Source organism: Pseudoxanthomonas indica (assembly GCF_900167565.1).
GTDB classification, from domain to species: domain Bacteria; phylum Pseudomonadota; class Gammaproteobacteria; order Xanthomonadales; family Xanthomonadaceae; genus Pseudoxanthomonas_A; species Pseudoxanthomonas_A indica.
Genome location: NZ_FUZV01000002.1, coordinates 1,443,880 through 1,462,849 on the forward strand (window position 1 = coordinate 1,443,880; position 18,970 = coordinate 1,462,849).

4 protein-coding genes and 1 pseudogene are annotated in these 18,970 nt (G+C 64.9%); 3 read left to right on the forward strand and 2 right to left on the reverse strand.

From position 1 onward, the window contains the following. Window positions 1-3 precede the first annotated feature (3 nt). Complete coding sequence (locus tag B5X78_RS17340; protein WP_079726002.1) at window positions 4-462, reverse strand: DUF2721 domain-containing protein; 459 nt, start codon at window positions 460-462, stop codon at window positions 4-6. A gap of 100 nt (window positions 463-562) precedes the next feature. On the opposite strand from B5X78_RS17340, the gene orn reads away from it, so the two are divergent. Next, window positions 563-1,123, forward strand: a complete 561-nt coding sequence (orn, locus tag B5X78_RS17345) for an oligoribonuclease (protein WP_079726003.1) — start codon at window positions 563-565, stop codon at window positions 1,121-1,123. A gap of 13 nt (window positions 1,124-1,136) precedes the next feature. Here the strand turns inward: orn and B5X78_RS17350 are convergent, their stop codons facing one another. Beyond that, on the reverse strand, window positions 1,137-2,072 hold the full coding sequence (locus B5X78_RS17350; RefSeq protein ID WP_079726004.1) for a mechanosensitive ion channel family protein: 936 nt from the start codon (window positions 2,070-2,072) through the stop codon (window positions 1,137-1,139). A gap of 430 nt (window positions 2,073-2,502) precedes the next feature. Here B5X78_RS17350 and B5X78_RS18930 point away from each other — a divergent pair. Both B5X78_RS18930 and B5X78_RS18535 read left to right on the forward strand, forming a co-directional pair. Next, window positions 2,503-2,634, forward strand: a pseudogene (locus B5X78_RS18930) (ESPR-type extended signal peptide-containing protein); the annotation flags it as partial. A gap of 210 nt (window positions 2,635-2,844) precedes the next feature. Then, complete coding sequence (locus B5X78_RS18535) at window positions 2,845-18,927, forward strand: autotransporter-associated beta strand repeat-containing protein (RefSeq protein ID WP_229730764.1); 16,083 nt, start codon at window positions 2,845-2,847, stop codon at window positions 18,925-18,927. The last annotated feature ends 43 nt before the right edge of the window (window positions 18,928-18,970 follow it).

Genomic DNA, 18,970 nt, shown 5'->3' on the forward strand with positions numbered 1-18,970 from the left:
CGATCAGCCGTTTTTCTTTTTTACGTGCCGGTGATCCATCTCTTCATTGATCGCCGTCACCGCGAGCGTCGATTCGCGGGCCAGCAAGATGCTGGCGGCCAGCATGGCCAGCACGCCCACGGCCGCCAGCCAGGTGGGCAGGCCACCCAGCCGATGGTCGACAAAGGTGTCCACCGCCACCGCCAGGCTGGTGCCCACGAAGCAGCTGATCGCCCCGTACAACAGCTGGCCGGCGCGCAGGATGATCAGGCTGCGACGGCGCTGCAGGCGGATGCGCATCTCGTAGAGCTCGCGTTCCTTGGGGTCTTCGATGTCGACCAGTTCGCGCAGCAGGGTGCGGGCGCGGTCGATGATCCGGGCCAGGCGATTGTTGGCGGACAGCAGCAGCGAGGCGGTGGCCGTCAGGAAGAAGGCCGGCGCCAGCATGGCGGTCAGGACGGCATAGTGCGCGAAGTTGTTCATCGGTCGGAGGCGGACGGTGACTGCGCTATCATGACATCGCGCCGGCGCGCTGCAATGCATCATCGCGGTCCGGCTGCTTCCTCAACCGACGGGCAGGTGCATGGCCAACAGCAACGCGAACAACGACCGACTGATCTGGATCGACCTGGAAATGACTGGCCTGGATACCGGGCAGGATTCCATCCTGGAGATCGCGACGGTGGTGACCGATTCGCAGCTCAACGTGCTGGCCGAAGGGCCGGAACTGGCCATCGCCCATTCGCTGGAAACCCTCAACGCGATGGATGACTGGAACCGCAACCAGCACGGCCGCTCCGGCCTGTGGCAGCGCGTGCTGGACAGCCAGGTCAGCATCGGCCAGGCCGAGGCGCTGACCGTGGCTTTCCTCAATGAGTGGGTGCCGGTGAATGCCTCGCCCATGTGCGGCAACTCGATCTGCCAGGACCGGCGCTTCCTGCACCGGCTGATGCCGCGGCTGGAAAAGTACTTCCACTACCGCAACCTCGATGTCAGCACGCTCAAGGAGCTCGCCCGGCGCTGGGCGCCGCCGGTACTGGAAGGCGTACGCAAGCAGGCCGCGCATACGGCGCTGAGCGATGTGCGTGATTCGATCGAAGAGTTGCGCCACTACCGCAAGCACCTGGCCCAGCTGGCCGGCTAGGCCAGGTGGGCGGTCACGCCTTCGCCGTTACATCACCGTCGTCCACCACCGAACGGGTAATGATTTCCCCGAGCGGCGTGCCATCGCCATTGTGGTGGTACACGTGCAGGTCGCGCTGCGGGTAGGGGATGTTCAGGCCGTGGCCGATCAGCTCGGTGCGTACCGCTTCGGTCAACTGACTCTTCGTCTCGCCGAAATCCGGCGTCCTGCACCAGGCGAACAGGGTCAGGTCGACGCTGCTTTCGCTCAATCGGGTGACCTGCACGAAGGGCGCGGGATCCTTGAGCACCAGGTCGTTGTCCCGGGCCAGCTGCAGCAGCACCTCGCGCGCCTGTTTCAGATCATCGTCGTAACCCACGCCCACCAGGATGTCGATGCGTCGTCGCGGCTTGGCGGTGAAATTGATGATCGGCGCGCCGGTGATCATGCTGTTGGGCAGCACAATCGCGCGGTTGTCATAGGTGCGCAGCCGGGTCTGGAATATCCTGATCTCCTCGACGACCCCTTCAAGGCCGGCCGCCTGCACGGCGTCGCCCTCGCGAAACGGCCGCAACATGATCAGCATGACGCCGGAGGCGATGTTGGACAGTGAGTCCTTCAACGCAAGGCCGACCGCCAGGCCCGCCGCACCCAGCACGGCCAGCACGGAAGTGGTGGGCACGCCGATCTTCTGCAGGGCGGCAATCACGACGACCACCACCATCACCGCGTAGGTGACATTGCGCAGGAAGCCGGTGAGCGTCGCCTCGACGCCGCCGCGCTGCAGGGCGCGATCCAGCAGCCGGCTGACCCAGCGCGCCAGCCACAGGCCAAACAGCAGGATCAACAGCGCCACGCCCCAGTTGGTAGCCAGCGCTGTCCAGTTAATCGATTGCCAGGTCAGTGCCGAACCGGGGGGCTTGGCCGGGGTTTGCACGAGGGTGGGCAGCAGGGCGGCGAGTGCGAGCATGGGGTCGGCGAAGGGACTGCGAATATGCCGATCATACCCATGCCTGCGCAGGCTTGCGTTGCGTAGGCAGGAACGCGCCGGTCACCTTGCCGAAAACGCATGCAGTGGTTGCGATCGGCGGCAATCTGCCTGCGTGCAAGCAGTCGCTTGTGGACGTCGTTATCCAGCAAAGCAGGCATCGAGAATACAGCACGCAATGATCGCCGCCGAACGGCTGTCGTGCTGCGTCGAATCGGTGCGGAATCATCACTGGTGATTAACGCAAGCGGACGTGATCTAAACGCGCACGGCGGACGCATTGATGTCGCCGATGAATCCGGGTCAAGCACTCGCGCAGCCATGCATCGCGAGCGCATTTCTGTTGTTGCTGCGTCGTCCCGCCGTCGTCGTGGAGAGTGGAGCAGGAGCGCTCGCCACGAGGGAGTAAGCCATGAACAGGATCCATGCGGTGGTGTGGTGCCATGCCAAGAAGCTTTGGGTGGTGGTCTCCGAACTTGCCGCGGCGTGTCAGCGCCAGCGATCACGCACGGTGCGATCTGCGCGGTCGACGTCAGCTGGTGTGGCACGCACTGCGATTTCGCTCGCCCTGCTGGGTGGGTCTGCCCCTTCCATGGCGCAGACTGTGATTGGACCCAGTAACACACCCGTTGTTGTCAACAGCAGCGACAACTACCAGATAAGCAACGGCATCACGCTGACGGCGAGCGGGGATTACGTGACGACGCTCAGAGTCGACGGAATCGCGCCATACACGTTCAGAAACTTTGGCTCGGTGATCTCCAGCAGCGGTGGAGGGTCATCGGCTTACATAAGCGCCGTAGATGGCACCTTCATCAATGAAGTGGGAGGCAAGGTTTGGGGCCAGACGTATGGCGTCGGCTTCAATGGTGCCCCGTCCAATGCCAACGTCATTAACCATGGCGATATTTCTGCCGGCGCCAGTCACCCGCTCGCCTGGGGCGGCAGTGCCTCCGGAACGTTCGACAACTACGCCACGGTCAATGGTGGGGTGGCAGGAACGGTGGGGGAATCGCCCAATGGCGTCACCATCGACGGGACCGGCAGTGTGACGGTCAACAACCACGCCGGTGCCACCATCAAGACCGGCATGTCGAACGCGACCTACGGCGATGGTGTGCAGGCTTTCACTTCCAGCAACATAACGGTGAACAACGAGGGGTCAATATCTGCTCATCATTCAGCAGTACTGGGCAGCAGTACGTCCAAATTCGTAGTGAACAATGCCGCTGGTGGGACTCTGACTGGCGATCTGAAGCCTGCGATCCTGCTTGCCTCAAACAATGTGGTGCGCAACGCGGGTACCATCTCAAGCCCCAATGGCGGCATCACATTCACTGGCAGCAATAACACGCTGATACTCGAAAGCACGTCGTCCATCACCGGCAATGTGCTGGGTGGAACTGACGGCACATTTGCCCTGGGCGGCAGCGTGGCGGGCAGCTTCAGTCTGGGGCAACTGGGCAGCACGGCCCAGTACCGCGACTTCAGCCTGTTCGAGAAACGAGACGCCGGAACATGGACGCTCAGCGGCAACGGTAGCCAGAACTGGACGATCAAGAGCGGCACCCTGGTGCTGGACGACACGGTGGTGCTCAACTCGACGCTCATCCAGGTGCAAGCAGGTGGCACGCTTCAAATCGGGAATGGCGGCGAGGCGGCGGTGGTGACCGGCGCTATCGACAATCAAGGCAACCTGGTCGTTGACCAGACGGGGGGAGGGCAACTGTTCTCCGCCGTTGTTTCGGGCTCTGGATCCTTTACCAAAGTCTCGAGCGGCCAGTTCACGATTACCGGCGACAACACCTACACCGGCGGGACCACGATAAGCGAAGGTGAGCTGTTCATCGGGGCCGGCGGCACCAGTGGCAGCATTGTCGGCGACGTCGTCAACAACGGACGCATCGTGTTCTACCGCGCGGATGACGTCGCCTTTGCGGGCAACATGAGCGGTACCGGCCGGCTGTACAAGGAAGCGTCGAACGTGCTGACGCTGACCGGCACCAGTACCTACAGCGGCGGTACCCAGATTGACGGTGGCACGCTGGTCGTGGGCGGCGGTGGCCTGACCGGCTCGGTGACAGGAGACATCGTCAACAATGGCACCTTGATCGCCGATCGCGCCGGATTCCTGCAGTTCAGTGGAGTGATCAGCGGCAATGGTGGATTGACCAATCGCAGCGTGGGAACGCTGCAGTTGACGGCCAGCAACACCTTTGTCGGCCAAGTACGCTTGGAAAGCGGAACACTCGAAGCGACGCAAGCGGGAAACTTCGGCACACTCGGAAACACTCTGATCTTCGATGGCGGCGCACTGCGTTGGCTCAACTCGTTCTTCATTGGTCGGCCTGCGCAGCTGCTGGGCGGCGGTGGCAGACTGGACTCCAACGGCTTGAACGTGGAGTGGCGAAGCCTGACCACGGGCGCAGGGCAGCTCACCAAAAGCGGTGAAGGCACGGTCTTTCTGACCAACGCCAACACCTACGCCGGCAACACCGTGGTGCTGGGCGGCAATCTGCAGATTGGCATGGGCTCGACCACGGGCAGCGTGCTCGGCGACATCGACAATCGTGCTTCCTTGACCTTCAATCGCAGCGATGACGCGGCATTTGCCGGGATCATCTCAGGCGTCGGCAACGTCACCCAGATCGGACCCGGCACGCTGACCTTTACCGGCCAGAACACCTACACCGGCGGCACCACCATCAGCGGCGGCAGTCTGCAATTGGGCGATGGCGGCGTCAGCGGTGGGCTGACCGGCAATGTACTCAACAACGGCCAGCTGATCGTCCATCGTGCCGACAACGTGACCGATGCGGCGGGCCTGATTTCCGGTAGTGGCGGCTTGACTCAACGCGGCCCGGGCACGCTCACGCTGACCCGCAACCACAGCTTCACCGGCCTCACCACGGTGGCGTCCGGCACCTTGCGCATTGGCGATGGCAACACCTCCGGCGCGGTGACCGGGAACATCCTCAACAATGCCACCTTGATTCATGACCGCAGTGATCTTGTCGTTTACGCGGGTTCCCTCAGCGGTAGCGGTAGTTTCCTCAAGCAGGGCACGGGCACGCTTACCTTGACGGGCAGCAACCCGTTCACCGGGCAAACCCAGGTCAGCACCGGCAGCCTTTTCGTGGATGGCAGCCTCGGTGGCAGCGTGCAGGTGAGCAACAGCGCACTGCTGGCGGGCACCGGTAGCCTGGATGGAACTGTGGAGATCCTCAGCGGTGGCCACCTGGCGCCGGGTGACAGTCCGGGCACGCTGTTCTTCGACACCCTGCTTCTGAACAACCTCTCCCAGCTGGACTACGAACTGGGCACGCCTGATGTGGTCGACGCCAGTGACCTTTCCTCGGTCGAAGGCGATCTCACCCTGGATGGTGTGCTCAACATTACCGATGTCGGTGGATTCGGCGATGGCGTGTACCGGTTGTTCAACTACGGCGGGAGCCTGACCGACAACGGTCTGCAGTTCGGTGCGCTGCCGCTGGGCTTCGCCAATACGGATCTGCTGCTGCAGACCTCGGTGCTCCATCAGATCAACCTGATCGTGAGCCAGGGCGGGCTGGAGATGCAGTTCTGGGACGGCGCCAACGAAACCGGTAATGGTGCCATCGACGGTGGCACGTCGATCTGGAACAACACGAGCACGCGCTGGACCAGCAGCACCGGCTCGGTCAATGCCCCGTGGCAGGGCGGATTCGCGGTGTTCCAGGGCGCCGCCGGCACCGTCACGCTGGGTGACAACGTTCGCCTGAATGGCGCGCAGTTCCTCAGCAACTACACGCTCGAGGCGGGTGGCTTCAGCCTGCAGGGTGATGCCGATGCCTTGCCTGTTCGAGTGGACCCTGGCGTCACCGCCACCCTCAATGCGCCGTTGGCCAACGCGTCCGGCCGACAGGTGCAGCTAATAAAACGTGATGCCGGCACCCTGGTGCTGGGCGGGGTCAACAGCTACACCGGCGGCACACTGATCGAGGGCGGCACCGTGCAGGTGAGCAGCGATGCCAATCTGGGCGATGTCGCCGGCAATGTGCAGATTGATGACGGCGCGCGCCTGGCCGCCACGGGCAGCTTTGCCAGCAATCGCGGCCTGCTGGTGGGTGGTGGCTTTGCCGGTGTCGCGCCAGCGGCTGGTGTCACCCTGACGTGGAACGGCGTCGTCCAGGGCGCGGGTGGATTGGACAAGCAGGATGCGGGAACGCTGATTCTGACCGGCGCCAACACCTACAGCGGCGGAACGCGGATCGCCGGCACATTGCAACTGGGTAACGGCGGCACGACAGGCTCGGTGCTGGGCAGCATCAGCAACAACGGCAGCCTGGTGATCAATCGCAGCAACGCGGTCACCCTGGATGGCGCCATCAACGGCACCGGTTCATTGACGCAGCAAGGGTCGGGCACCACCACCTTGACCGGCGCCAACGCCTACAGCGGCGGCACGTTCCTCAATCAGGGCGTATTGGAAGCCGGCACAGACAGCCGCCTGGGGGCGGCGTCGGGCGGTCTGACCTTCAATGGCGGCACGCTGCGCACTGGCGCCGGTTTCGACAGTACGCGCGCCATCACCTTGAATGCTGGCGGCGGCACGATTGACGATGCGAGTGACGCCCACTTGCGCGGGGTGTTGTCCGGCGTGGGCGGGCTGACCAAGACTGGCGCCGGCGTCACGACGTTGACCGGCGCCAATACCTACAGCGGCGGCACCACGATCAGCGCCGGCACCTTGCAGATAGGCGACGGCGGCACTACCGGCAGCGTGCAGGGCGCGGTCAGCAACGCGGGTTCGCTGATCTTCAATCGTTCCGACGCCAGCAGTTTTTCCGGTGCAATCAGTGGCACCGGCGATGTCTCGGTACTGGGAGGCGGCACCCTGACCCTGAGTGGCGCCAATTCCTACAGCGGCATCAATGGAACGCAGGTGCGGGCCGGCAGCACGCTGGTGGTAGCGAACAATGGCAACCTGGGCGCGGCCACCACGCGCGTACTGCTGGACAATGGCAGCACCTTGCGCCTGACCAGTTCCTTTGCGCTGACGCGTAACGTGGTGGTGGATACCGCCGGCGGCTTCGGCAAGATCGACACGCAGGCCAACACGATTACCGTCAGTGGCGTGGTCAGTGGCGATGCTGGACTGGAGAAGCTGGGTGCCGGCAGCCTGCTGCTGACGGCGGACAATCTGCACACGGGCGGTACGCGCATCAGCGCCGGCACCTTGCAGATCGGCAATGGCGGAACCACCGGCAGTGTGCTGGGCGGCGTGATCAATCTGGGCGCCTTGAACTTCAACCGCTCCAACACCTACACCTTCGGCGGGCAGATAACCGGCAGCGGCAGCGTGACCCAGTTGGGTACCGGCACCTTGATCCTCAACGGCGACAACAGCTACACCGGTGCCACCACTGTCGCCGCAGGCACCTTGCAGGTGGGTGCGGGCGGTACTACCGGCAGCGTGCTGGGCAACATCGTCAACAATGCGGCGCTGGTGTTCAACCGCAGCGATTCATTGACCTATGCCGGGGTGATCAGTGGCACGGGCAGCCTGGCCCAGAACGGCACGGGCGTGCTGACGCTGTCGGGTGTCAACACGCTCACCGGCCTGAGCACGGTGAACGCAGGCCGCTTGCTGGTTTCCGGTTCGCTTGCAGGCGCCGTGCAGGTCAATGCCGGTGGCTGGTTGGGCGGCAGTGGCAGCGTTGGCGGCGCCGTCAACGTGGCCGATGGTGCCACGCTTGCGCCGGGCATGAGCCCGGGTACGCTCAGCCTGGCTTCGCTGACACTCAGCCCGGGATCGCTGTTGAACTACGAACTCGGTCTGCCGGACATCGTCGGTGGTGGCGTCAATGATCTGCTCAGCGTGGCCGGCCAGCTGACCCTGGATGGCACGCTCAACATCAGCGATGCAGGTGCATTTGGCGACGGTGTGTACCGCTTGTTCGACTATGGCGGCACGCTGACCAACAACGGACTGATCTTCGGTAGCCTGCCGAGTGGTTTTGCGGCCTCGGATCTGTTGCTGCAGACCAGCATTGCCAACCAGGTCAATCTGGTGGTGAGCGCCGGCGGCTTTGGCTTGCAGTTCTGGGACGGGCCCAACACCGCGCCCAACAACGCCATCGATGGCGGCACGGCCACATGGGACACCACGGCCAGCCGTTGGACCAACGCCGATGGCAGCGTCAACGCGTCCTGGCAAGGCGGTTTTGCGGTGTTCCAAGGCAGCGCCGGCAGCGTCACGCTGGGCGCCGATGCGGCGTTTGCCGGCATGCAGTTCCGTACCGATGGCTACGTGATCGCGGGTGGCGGCTTCAGCCTGGCGGGCAACAGCGCTGAAGCGGTGTTGCGGGTGGACCCGGGCGTCAGCGCCACCGTGAATGCGATAGTGACCGACGGCTCCGGCGGCGCAGTGCGGCTGGTGAAGACTGATGCCGGCGCGCTGATTCTGGGCAGCGCCAACAGCTACAGCGGCGGCACGGCGATCAACGGCGGACGCTTGCAGGTGGCGACGGACGCCGCGTTGGGAAGCGCCGGCGCGGGCGTGGCAATGGATAACGGTGTGCTCGCCAGCACCAGCACCTTCGGGAGCACGCGCGCGCTTGTGTTGGGCAGCGCAGGGGGCGGCCTGGCGCCATCGGCAGGCACGGTACTCACCTGGTCCGGTGTCGTCAGTGGCGCGGGCGGTCTGGAGAAACTGGACGCGGGCAGGCTGGTGTTGTCAGGCGTCAATACCTACAGCGGTGGCACGCGGCTCAGCGGCGGCATCCTGTCCATTGGCGCGGACACGGCCTTGGGCGCGTCGACAGCGCCCTTGCAATTCAATGGCGGCACGTTGCAGTTACTGGCCAGCTTCAACCTGGCTCCCACGCGCGCGATCAGTCTGACGGCGGCAGGCGGCAGCATCGACAGCAATGGCCAAAGCACGACGCTCAGCCAATCCCTCCAGGGGCCCGGCGCGCTGACCAAATTGGGCGCAGGCACGCTGGTGCTGACCGGCGCCAACCTGTTCACCGGCGGCACCACGATTGCGGCGGGCACCTTGCAACTGGGCGCAGGCGGCACCAGCGGCAGCGTGGTGGGCAATATCGTCAACAACGGCACGCTGGTGCTGGCACGCAGCGACTCGCTGGGCTACGACGGCATCATCTCCGGCACGGGACACCTGACCCAACAGGGCCCCGGCACGCTGACGCTGACCGCCGATCAAACTTACACCGGGGGTACCAGCATCACCGGCGGCACCCTGCAACTGGGCGACAGCACGGCCACCGGCTCGGTACTGGGCGACATCAGCAACAACGGCGCGCTGATATTCGCACGCAGCGACACCTTCACCTATGCCGGCAACATCTCCGGCAGCGGCTCGCTGACGCAGCAGGGACCGGGCACGCTGATCTTCACCGCCAACCACGGCTACTTTGGCGGCACTCGCATCGACCTGGGCGCCACACTGCAATTGGGCAACGCCGGGTCAACGGGCAGCGTCGACGGTGATGTAGTCAACGACGGAACGCTGGTGTTCAACCGCAGCGACGAGGTGCTGTTTGGCGGCGCCATCAGTGGCACCGGCCAACTGCAGAAGCAGGGCGCCGGCGAGCTGGTCCTGCTCAACAACGTGATCCAGTCGGGGACCACCATCCTGGATGGCACCCTGCGCATCGGCGACGGTGGCATCGCGGGGACCCTGGCAGGTGACATCGTCAACAACGCCAACCTGGTGTTCGAGCGGTCGGATACGTACACGCAGGGCAGCGCTGTCTCCGGCACCGGCGCGCTGGAACAACGCGGCACCGGCACCCTCATCCTCGGTGGCAACAACAACTATTCGGGCGGCACGCTGATCAGCGCAGGTACCTTGCAGGTGGGCGATGGTCTGACTGGCCGGATCGTGGGCGATGTGGTCGACAACGGCGCGCTGGTCTTCAATCGCAATGACAGTGTCAGCTACGCCGGCGTGGTCAGCGGAACCGGCACGCTCGACAAACAGGGCAGCGGTGTACTCACCTTGACGGCCGCGCACAGTTTCACCGGCTTGACCACGGTCAGCGCCGGCGGCCTGGTGATCCAGGGCAGCCTGGCCGGCGACGTGCAGGTGAACGACGGCGCAAGCCTGGGCGGCGAGGGCGACGTGGCCGGAGCGGTCACGGTGGAGGGGGGAGGACAGCTCAGCCCCGGTGACAGTCCGGGCACGCTCAGCGTGGATAGCCTGTTGCTCAACGACACCTCGCAGCTGGATTACGAATTGGGCGCACCCAACATCGTCGGGGGCGGTGTCAACGATCTGATCGAGGTGGCTGGCAATCTGAGCCTGGACGGAGAACTCAACATCACCAATGTCGGCGGCTTCGGCAATGGTGTGTACCGGTTGTTCAATTACGGTGGCAGCCTGACCGACAATGGTCTGCGCTTTGCCGTCCTGCCCAGTGGCATTGGCGCCGGCGATCTGTTGCTGCAAACGTCGGTGATCAACCAGATCAATCTGATCGTCAGCCGCGGTGGCTTGTCATTGCAGTTCTGGGACGGCGCCGACACGGTCGGCGACGGCAGCATCGACGGCGGTACCAGCGTCTGGAACACCAGTGAAAGCCGCTGGACCAGCAGTGATGGCAGTGTCAATGCGCCCTGGCAAGGCGGCTTTGCGGTCTTCAGCGGTGCCGCCGGTACGGTCACCTTGGGTGAGGACATCAGCCTGGAGGGTGCGCAGTTCACCGTGGATGGCTACGTGATTGACGGGGCCGGCTTCTCGTTGCGATCCAACCAAAGTGAACTGGAACTGCGGCCCGATGCGGGCGTTGGCGCCACCGTCAATGCGGTCATCGCCGACGGCAGCGGTGGCGCGGTGACCTTGGTGAAGCGCGGCGAAGGCAGCCTGCAACTCAACGGCGTCAACACGCATACCGGTGGCACGCGCATCGAAGCGGGGCAACTGCAGGTGGCGGCCGATGCAGCCCTGGGTGCGGCGGCCGGAACCGTGTCCCTCGACGGCGGAACGCTGGCCACCACCAGCAGCTTCAGCACGAATCGAACGATCCAACTGTTGGCCAATGGCGGCGCCTTCGCACCGGCCGCGGCCGTCAATCTGACCCTGGGCGGCGTCATCTCCGGCGCCGGCGCGCTCGAAAAACGCGGAGCTGGCACGCTGATCCTGACAGCCAGCAACAGCTACTCCGGCGGAACCACGGTGGAGGCGGGCACGCTGCAACTGGGCAATGGCGGCACCAGCGGAAGCCTGATGGGAGACGTGGTGAACAACGGCGCGGTGGTGGTCAATCGCTCCAATCAAGTGGTGATGGATGCGACGATCAGTGGCACCGGATCCTTGACGCAGGCAGGCGCGGGCGCACTCCAGCTCAATGCCGTCAACAGCTACAGCGGCGGCACCTTCCTCAACGCCGGAACGGTGGACGTGCTGGCGGACAATCGGCTGGGTGCGGCCAGCGGCGCGCTGACTTTCAACGGCGGCATCCTGCGCACGGGTGACGGCTTCCAGAGCAGCCGCTCGCTGATCGTGAATGCGACTGGCGGCAGTCTGGAGACGGCAGGCGTGGCGACGTTCAATGGCACGCTGAGCGGTGCGGGCGGGCTGACCAAGTTGGGCGCGGGCCGCACCATCCTCGCGGCAGACAATACTTACGCCGGCGGCACCACGATCAGCGCGGGCATCCTGCAGGTGGGTAATGGTGGCGCGACCGGCAGCATCACCGGCAATGTGCTCAACAATGCCAGCCTCCTGTTCAATCGCACAGGTGCGTACGGCTTTGCTGGCAACATCAGCGGCAGCGGTCAAGTCGCAGTCGTCGGCGGCGGCACGCTTACGCTCAGTGGTGTCAACAGTTACGCAGGCGGCACGCAGGTGCGCGCTGGCAGCACGCTGGTGGTATCCAGCGACGGCAACCTGGGCGCTGCGGCGGGCCAACTCCTGCTCGGGAATGGCAGCCGCCTGCGCCTGGCGAGCAACTTCACCCTGGCGCGCGACGTGGTGCTGGCCGGTGCGACGACCTATGACTCCGTCGACACCCAGGCCAACACCGTTATTGCCAGCGGTGTGGTGAGTGGGGAAGCAGGCCTGTGGAAGGAAGGCAGCGGCACCCTGATCCTGACCGCCAACAACACCTATGCCGGTGGCACCACCGTGGCTGCAGGCACTTTGCAGTTCGGCAATGGCGGTGCTACTGGCAGCATCCTGGGTGACATCGTCAATCAAGGGGCGGTGGTGGTGAATCGCAGCGGCACCCTCAGCTACGGCGGCTGGATCAGCGGCAGTGGCTCGTTCACCCAGGCCGGCCCGGGCACGCTCATCCTCACTGGCGATCACACCTATACCGGCGGCACCACAATCAGCGGCGGCACCTTGCAATTGGGCGATGGCGGGGTGGACGGCAGGATTGCCGGCAACATCAGCAACCAGGGCGCGCTGGTGGTGAATCACAGCGATGCGGTCAACTACGCGGGCGTCATCAGCGGATCCGGCAGCCTGACCCAGCAGGGCAGCGGCAGCCTGACCCTGTCCGGCGCCAACAGCTTCACCGGTCTGACCACGGTGGCGCAGGGCAGCCTGTGGGTCACCGGCTCCTTGGCAGGCGCTGCGCAGGTCAACAACGCCGCCCTGCTGGGTGGCACGGGTTCGATTGCCGGCAACGTCACCGTGGCCGATGGTGGCGTGTTGGCGCCAGGCACCAGCCCGGGCACGTTGAGTGTCGGATCGCTGCTGCTCAATCCGGGTTCGCAGTTGAATTACGAACTGGGGCTGGCCGGCGTGATCGGCGGCGGCGTCAATGATCTGGTGACAGTGGCAGGCAATCTGCAACTGGATGGCGCGTTGTCGATCAGCGATCTGGGCGGCTTCGGGGATGGCGTCTATCGCCTGTTCGATTACGGCGGCAGCCTGACCGACAATGGCCTGGTCTTCGGCACGCTGCCTTCAGGCGTGTCGGCCGGTGAGTTGCTGGTGCAGACCAGCATCGCCAACCAGATCAACCTGATCGTGACCCGCGGCGGCTTCGGCGTGCAGTTCTGGGACGGCCCCAACGTCACCAGCAACAACGCCATCGATGGTGGCAGCGCGGTGTGGAACGGCGTGGATACGCGCTGGACCAATGCCGATGGCGAGGTCAATGCGTCCTGGCAGAACGGCTTTGCCGTGTTCCAGGGCGCGGCCGGCACGGTCACCCTGGGGCAGGACACCACCCTGACCGGTGCGCAGTTCCGTACCGATGGTTATGTCGTCGCCGGCAACGGCTTCCAACTTCAAGCCGGCAGCGCAGAGACGGTCATGCGGGTGGACCCTGGCGTCACGGCCACGCTCAATGTCGGACTGCGCGACGGCGGCGCCGCCTCACGTCTGATCAAGACGGATCTGGGTACCCTGGTGTTGAACAGCGCCAACAGCCATGGCGGCGGCACGGAGATCCGCGATGGCGTGCTGCGCATCAACCAGGACGCAGCGCTGGGTGCGGCCGGCGCAGGTGTGATCGTGTCCGGCGCCACGTTGGCCACCGGCGCCAGCATCAGCAGCGGGCGCGCGTTTGTTCTGAACGAGGAAGGCGCGCGCTTCGCGCCCGATGCCTCTACCGCGCTCACTCTCAATGGTGTGCTGAGTGGCGCCGGCGGCGTCGAGAAGATCGGCGCCGGCACTCTCGTGTTGAACGGCAACAACAGCTACGCCGGTGGCACCCGCCTGGTGGATGGCGTGCTGGCTATCGACGGCGACGCCAGTCTGGGCGCGCCGACCGGTGCCTTGACCTTGGCCGGCGGCATCCTGCGTGCAGATGCCAGCTTTGCGCTTGCCGCCAATCGTAGCGTGCAGATCGAAGCCGTCGGCGCGCAAATCAACACGCAAGCCAACACGCTGCGTATCGACAACGCCATCCAAGGTGCGGGCGGCCTGACCAAGAGTGGCAGTGGCAGCTTGCTGCTGAGCGGCAACAACGGCTATCTGGGCGGCACCCAGATCCTGGCCGGGACCTTGCAGGTGGGTGCAGGCGGCAGCACCGGCGCAATTCTCGGCAATGTGTTGAACAACGGCCAGTTGGTGATCGCGCGTAGCAATACGGTGGGCTACGACGGCGTAATCAGTGGCAGCGGTGCGCTGACCCAGCAGGGGCCGGGCACGCTGATCCTCAGTGGCAATCATACCTACACGGGCGGCACGACCATCAGTGCGGGAACGCTGCAACTGGGCGATGGCGCGAGCAGCGGCTCGGTGCTGGGCAACGTCACCAACCATGCAGCGCTGACGTTCCTGCGCAGCGATGACTTCGGTTTTGCCGGGGTGATCAGCGGCAGTGGTGCGGTCACCCAGGCCGGGACCGGAACACTCACCTTCACCGCCAATCACAGCTACACCGGCGGCACCACGATTGCGCAAGGCAGTCGCTTGCGCCTGGGCGATGGGGGTGTGGCCGGTGGCGTGGTCGGCAACATCGTCAATCAGGGTCAGCTGATCTTCAATCGCAGCAACGAAGTCGTGTACGCCGGTCAGATCAGCGGTACAGGCGCGCTGACGCAGCAGGGACCGGGCATGTTGACCTTGTTGGGAACGGTCAATCAGAGCGGCATCACCACCATCGCCGCTGGCAGCCTGCGCATCGGCAACGGCGGCAGCAGTGGCGCACTGACGGGGGAAATCGACAACCAGAGCCAGCTGATTTTCCAACGTGGTGATACGTTGCTGCACGCGGGACTGATCTCGGGCGCGGGCAGTGTGGAGCAACGCGGCGCCGGCACCCTGATCCTGACCGCGCAGAACTCCTACAGCGGCGGCACCCTCATCAGCGCCGGCACCTTGCAGATTGGCCAGGGCTTGCAAGGCAGCCTTGGCGGCGACATCGACAATCGCGCGCGGCTGGTGTTTGCCCGTGATGATGATCTGCGCTTCGATGGGGTCATCACCGGCGCGGGTAGCGTGAGCCAGCAAGGTCAAGGCACGCTGGTGCTGACCGCCGATCACAGCTACACCGGGCTGACTACCGTGGCCGCCGGTGGCCTGCGGGTAGAAGGCCGTCTGCAAGGCGCGGTGCAGGTCCAGAACGGCAGTACGCTGGGCGGCAGTGGTGCGATTGCCGGACGCGTGGACATTGCCGACGGCGGCCATCTGGCGCCGGGCAGCAGCGCCGGCACGTTGACACTGGGCGAGTTGCTCCTGCACACCGGCTCACGCCTGGACTACGAGCTCGGCCAGGCCGACGTGGTCGGCGGCGGCATCAATGATCTGGTGCAGGTGCAAGGCAACCTCACCCTGGATGGGACGCTGGATGTCACCGATCTGGGCGGCTTCGGCAACGGCGTCTACCGGTTGTTCAACTACGGCGGCACGTTGACCAACAACGGTTTGCAGCTGGGCAACTTGCCGGCTGGCACAACCCAGGGCGATGCGGTGGTGCAGACCTCCATCGGATCGGAAGTGAACCTGGTGGTCAGCCGCGGCGGCTTTGCCTTGCAATTCTGGGATGGCAGCGATGTAGTGGGTGATGGCCAGATCGACGGTGGTACGGCGGTCTGGGACGACAGCCAATCGCACTGGACCAGTCTGGACGGCGCTTCCAATGTCTCCTGGCAAAGTGGATTCGCGGTGTTTGGCGGCAGCGCTGGCACGGTGACGCTGGGTTCGGATGTGAACATCTCCGGCATGCAGTTCCGTGTAGGCGGCTACGAGGTGGTCAACGCAGCCGGTGACGCGTCGCGGATCACCGCCGATGACAGCGAGACCATCATCCGCGTGGACCAGGACATCGAGGCCCGCATCGATGCGGCGATCGTCGATGGGGCGGCAGGCGCGGCGAAGCTCATCAAGAGTGATCGTGGCCGGCTGATTCTGGGAGGCGCCAATACCTACAGCGGCGGAACGCAGGTCAATGGCGGGCAACTGCAGATTGGCAGCGATGGCAATCTCGGCACGACCGGCAGCGCCGTGGGCCTGGACCGCGGCACGCTGATCACCACGGCCGGCATGGCGACGAACCGCTCGCTGGTGCTTGGCAAAGGGCATGGCAGCCTGGCGCCCGCCGCCGGCACGACCCTGGACTGGCGTGGCGCCATCTCGGGGCAGGGCGGCCTGGCGATGACAGGCGACGGCACCGTGATCCTCGGCGGCGACAACCACTATCAAGTCGGCACTTTTCTTGCGCGCGGCGTGCTGCAGGTCAGCCGTGATGCCAATCTGGGCAATGCTGATGCGGCCATCGTGTTTGCTGGCGGCACCCTGCGCTGGGGTGCGGATTTCAATCCGGGGACGGGTCGCCAGATCGTGTTGAACAGCGCCGGTCGCTTCGACACGCAAGGCTTCAACGGCACCGTGGCGCAAGCCATCACCGGTGAGGGCGGGCTGATCAAGCAGGGCGGCGGTCGGCTGATTCTGACTGGCGAGAATGAGTACGCAGGCAACACCGCCATCGAGGCGGGCACGCTGCAGATAGGCGATGGCGGCACCCACGGTAGCGTGCTGGGCGACATCAGCAATCAAGGGCACTTGGTATTTTCGCGCAGTGACGATCTGACCTTCGCCGGCACCATCGTCGGCACTGGCCATGTGACCCAGCAAGGGCCTGGCCTGCTGACACTGTCGCGCAATCAGGGCTACAGCGGCGGCACCACCATCGCCGCGGGCAAGCTGATGCTGGGACAAGGCAGCACCACCGGTAGCGTGCTGGGTGACATCGCCAATCAGGGCGAACTGATCTTCAACCGCACCGACACCGTACTGCACGAAGGCGTGATCACCGGCAGCGGCGCGCTGCTCAAGCTGCAAAACAACACCTTGGTGTTGAGCGCGGATCATCAGTACACCGGTGGTACCACCATCAGTGCCGGGCAGCTGCGGTTGGGCAACGGCGGCAGCACCGGCAGCGTGCGCGGCGATGTGCTCAACAATGGCGAGCTGGCCTTTTTCCGCAGCGGCACCCTGGACTTCAGCGGCGTCATCCGCGGAAGCGGTGGCGTGCGGCAATTGGGAAGTGGTGTGGTCACGCTCAGTGGCCAGAACAGCTACGGCGGTGGCACGTTCCTGCAGGGTGGCACGCTCAGCGTGGCCCAGGATTCGGCACTGGGCGCGGCCAGCGGTGGGGTCTTCTTCGACGGCGGATCCCTGCGGCTGACCGCGTCCTTCGATTCCGATCGCGCCCTGCACATACAAGCGGGTAACGGTGTAATCCAGACCGTCGGTACGCGCAACAAGCTGAGCCGCAACATCGATGGCAACGGCAGCCTGCTCAAGCTGGGCGACGGCGTGTTGATCCTCAACTACGGCGGCAGCCACACCGGCGGCACCCAGGTACGCGAGGGCAGCCTGGTGGTGGGTGACAGCGCCCATCCCAAGGCGGTATTGCGCAACGGTCCGGTGGGCGTGGCGAGCGGCGCATCGCTGGGCGGCTATGGTTCGATCATCGGCGCGGTCACCAACCAGGGCTTCATTGGGGTGGGCAATGCCTTGCCCGCACTGGCGAGCGAACCGGATGCGGTCTTCACCATCGTCGGCAATCTGGTCAATGCCGGCACGATCAGCATGCTCAATGGCGTGGCGGCGGATCAGCTTGTAATCAAGCAGGGCCAGTTCCAGGCCGTCGGCGGCAGTGTGCAAGTGGAGACCGTGTTGAACGGCGGCGAGTTGGATACCCAATCCGACCAACTGGTGGTGGATGGCGTCACCCGCGGCGATGCGGGTGGCATGACCGGCTTGCAGGTCACCGCGGTGGGCGGTGGCGCAGGTCAGGTCACCAACGGCGACGGCATCCGCGTGGTCGATGTCGCACCCGGCGGCGTGTCCGAGGCGGGCGCCTTTGGCCTGTTGAACCGCGTAGTGGCCGGCTCGCACGAGTACCTGCTTTTTCACGGTGGCCTGAGCAACCCGCGTGACGGCGACTGGTACCTGCGCAGCGAATCCAGCGAGCCTGAGCGTCCACTGCCCATCCTGCGGCCGGAGATTGGCGGCTTTGTCGGCAATCGCTTCCTCGCCGAACGCATGCTGGTGCATACGTTGCATCAACGCCAAGGCGAACCGGACCCGACCCTGGACAGCGACGACGAGGAACGCGGACCACTGTGGGCCAACGTGCACGCGGCGGAAGCCAACACCCAGACCGGTGACGGCCTGGTGCAACTGCGCAGCAACAGCTGGCGCTTCCAGACCGGCGTGGATCTGATGCGCCGTCGCGGCACTGGCGGCGGCGTGCTGCGCGTGGGTCCTTTCCTGCAATACGGCCAGGCCGACACCGACACCCAGGCGGTCGTCAATCCGGCGCGTGGCAATGCCCGGACCACTGGCTATGGGCTGGGTGTCTATGCCACCTGGCTGGGCAATCCGGAAACGATGCTCGGCGCCTACGTGGATGGCTGGGTGCAGTACAACCGCTTCGACAACGAGGTCGAGGGCAGTGCCGGTTATCGCGCCGACTATGACGCCAGCGGTTGGGCGGCCTCGCTGGAAGCCGGTTACGCCATCGCCCTGGGCAAGCGCATCGTGCTGCAGCCGCAATTGCAGTACGTGCGGGTGAATCTGGACACGGACAGCCTGATCGACAGAAGCCATACACAGATTGTCGACCTGACTCGTTCGGACTGGGTCGCACGGATTGGCGCACGCCTGTACGGGGTGCCGGACAAGCCCGGTGGCTTCTCGCCGTTCGTGGAAGTGAACTGGTGGCGACGCGCGGGCAACACCGCGATCCAGTTCAACAACGACGAGGTCGACCACCTGGTGCCCAAATCGCTGCCCACGGTGGATGTGGGCGTGCAGGGCAACTTCGGCCACGGCTGGAATGCCTGGTTGCGCCTGGGTAGCGACATCAGCGATGAACGCTACGAGGAAATCAGCGGCTCGGCGGGTGTGCGATTCCAGTGGTAGCGCGGCAGCGAACATGCGCGCAAAGAAAAACCCCGGCCGGAGC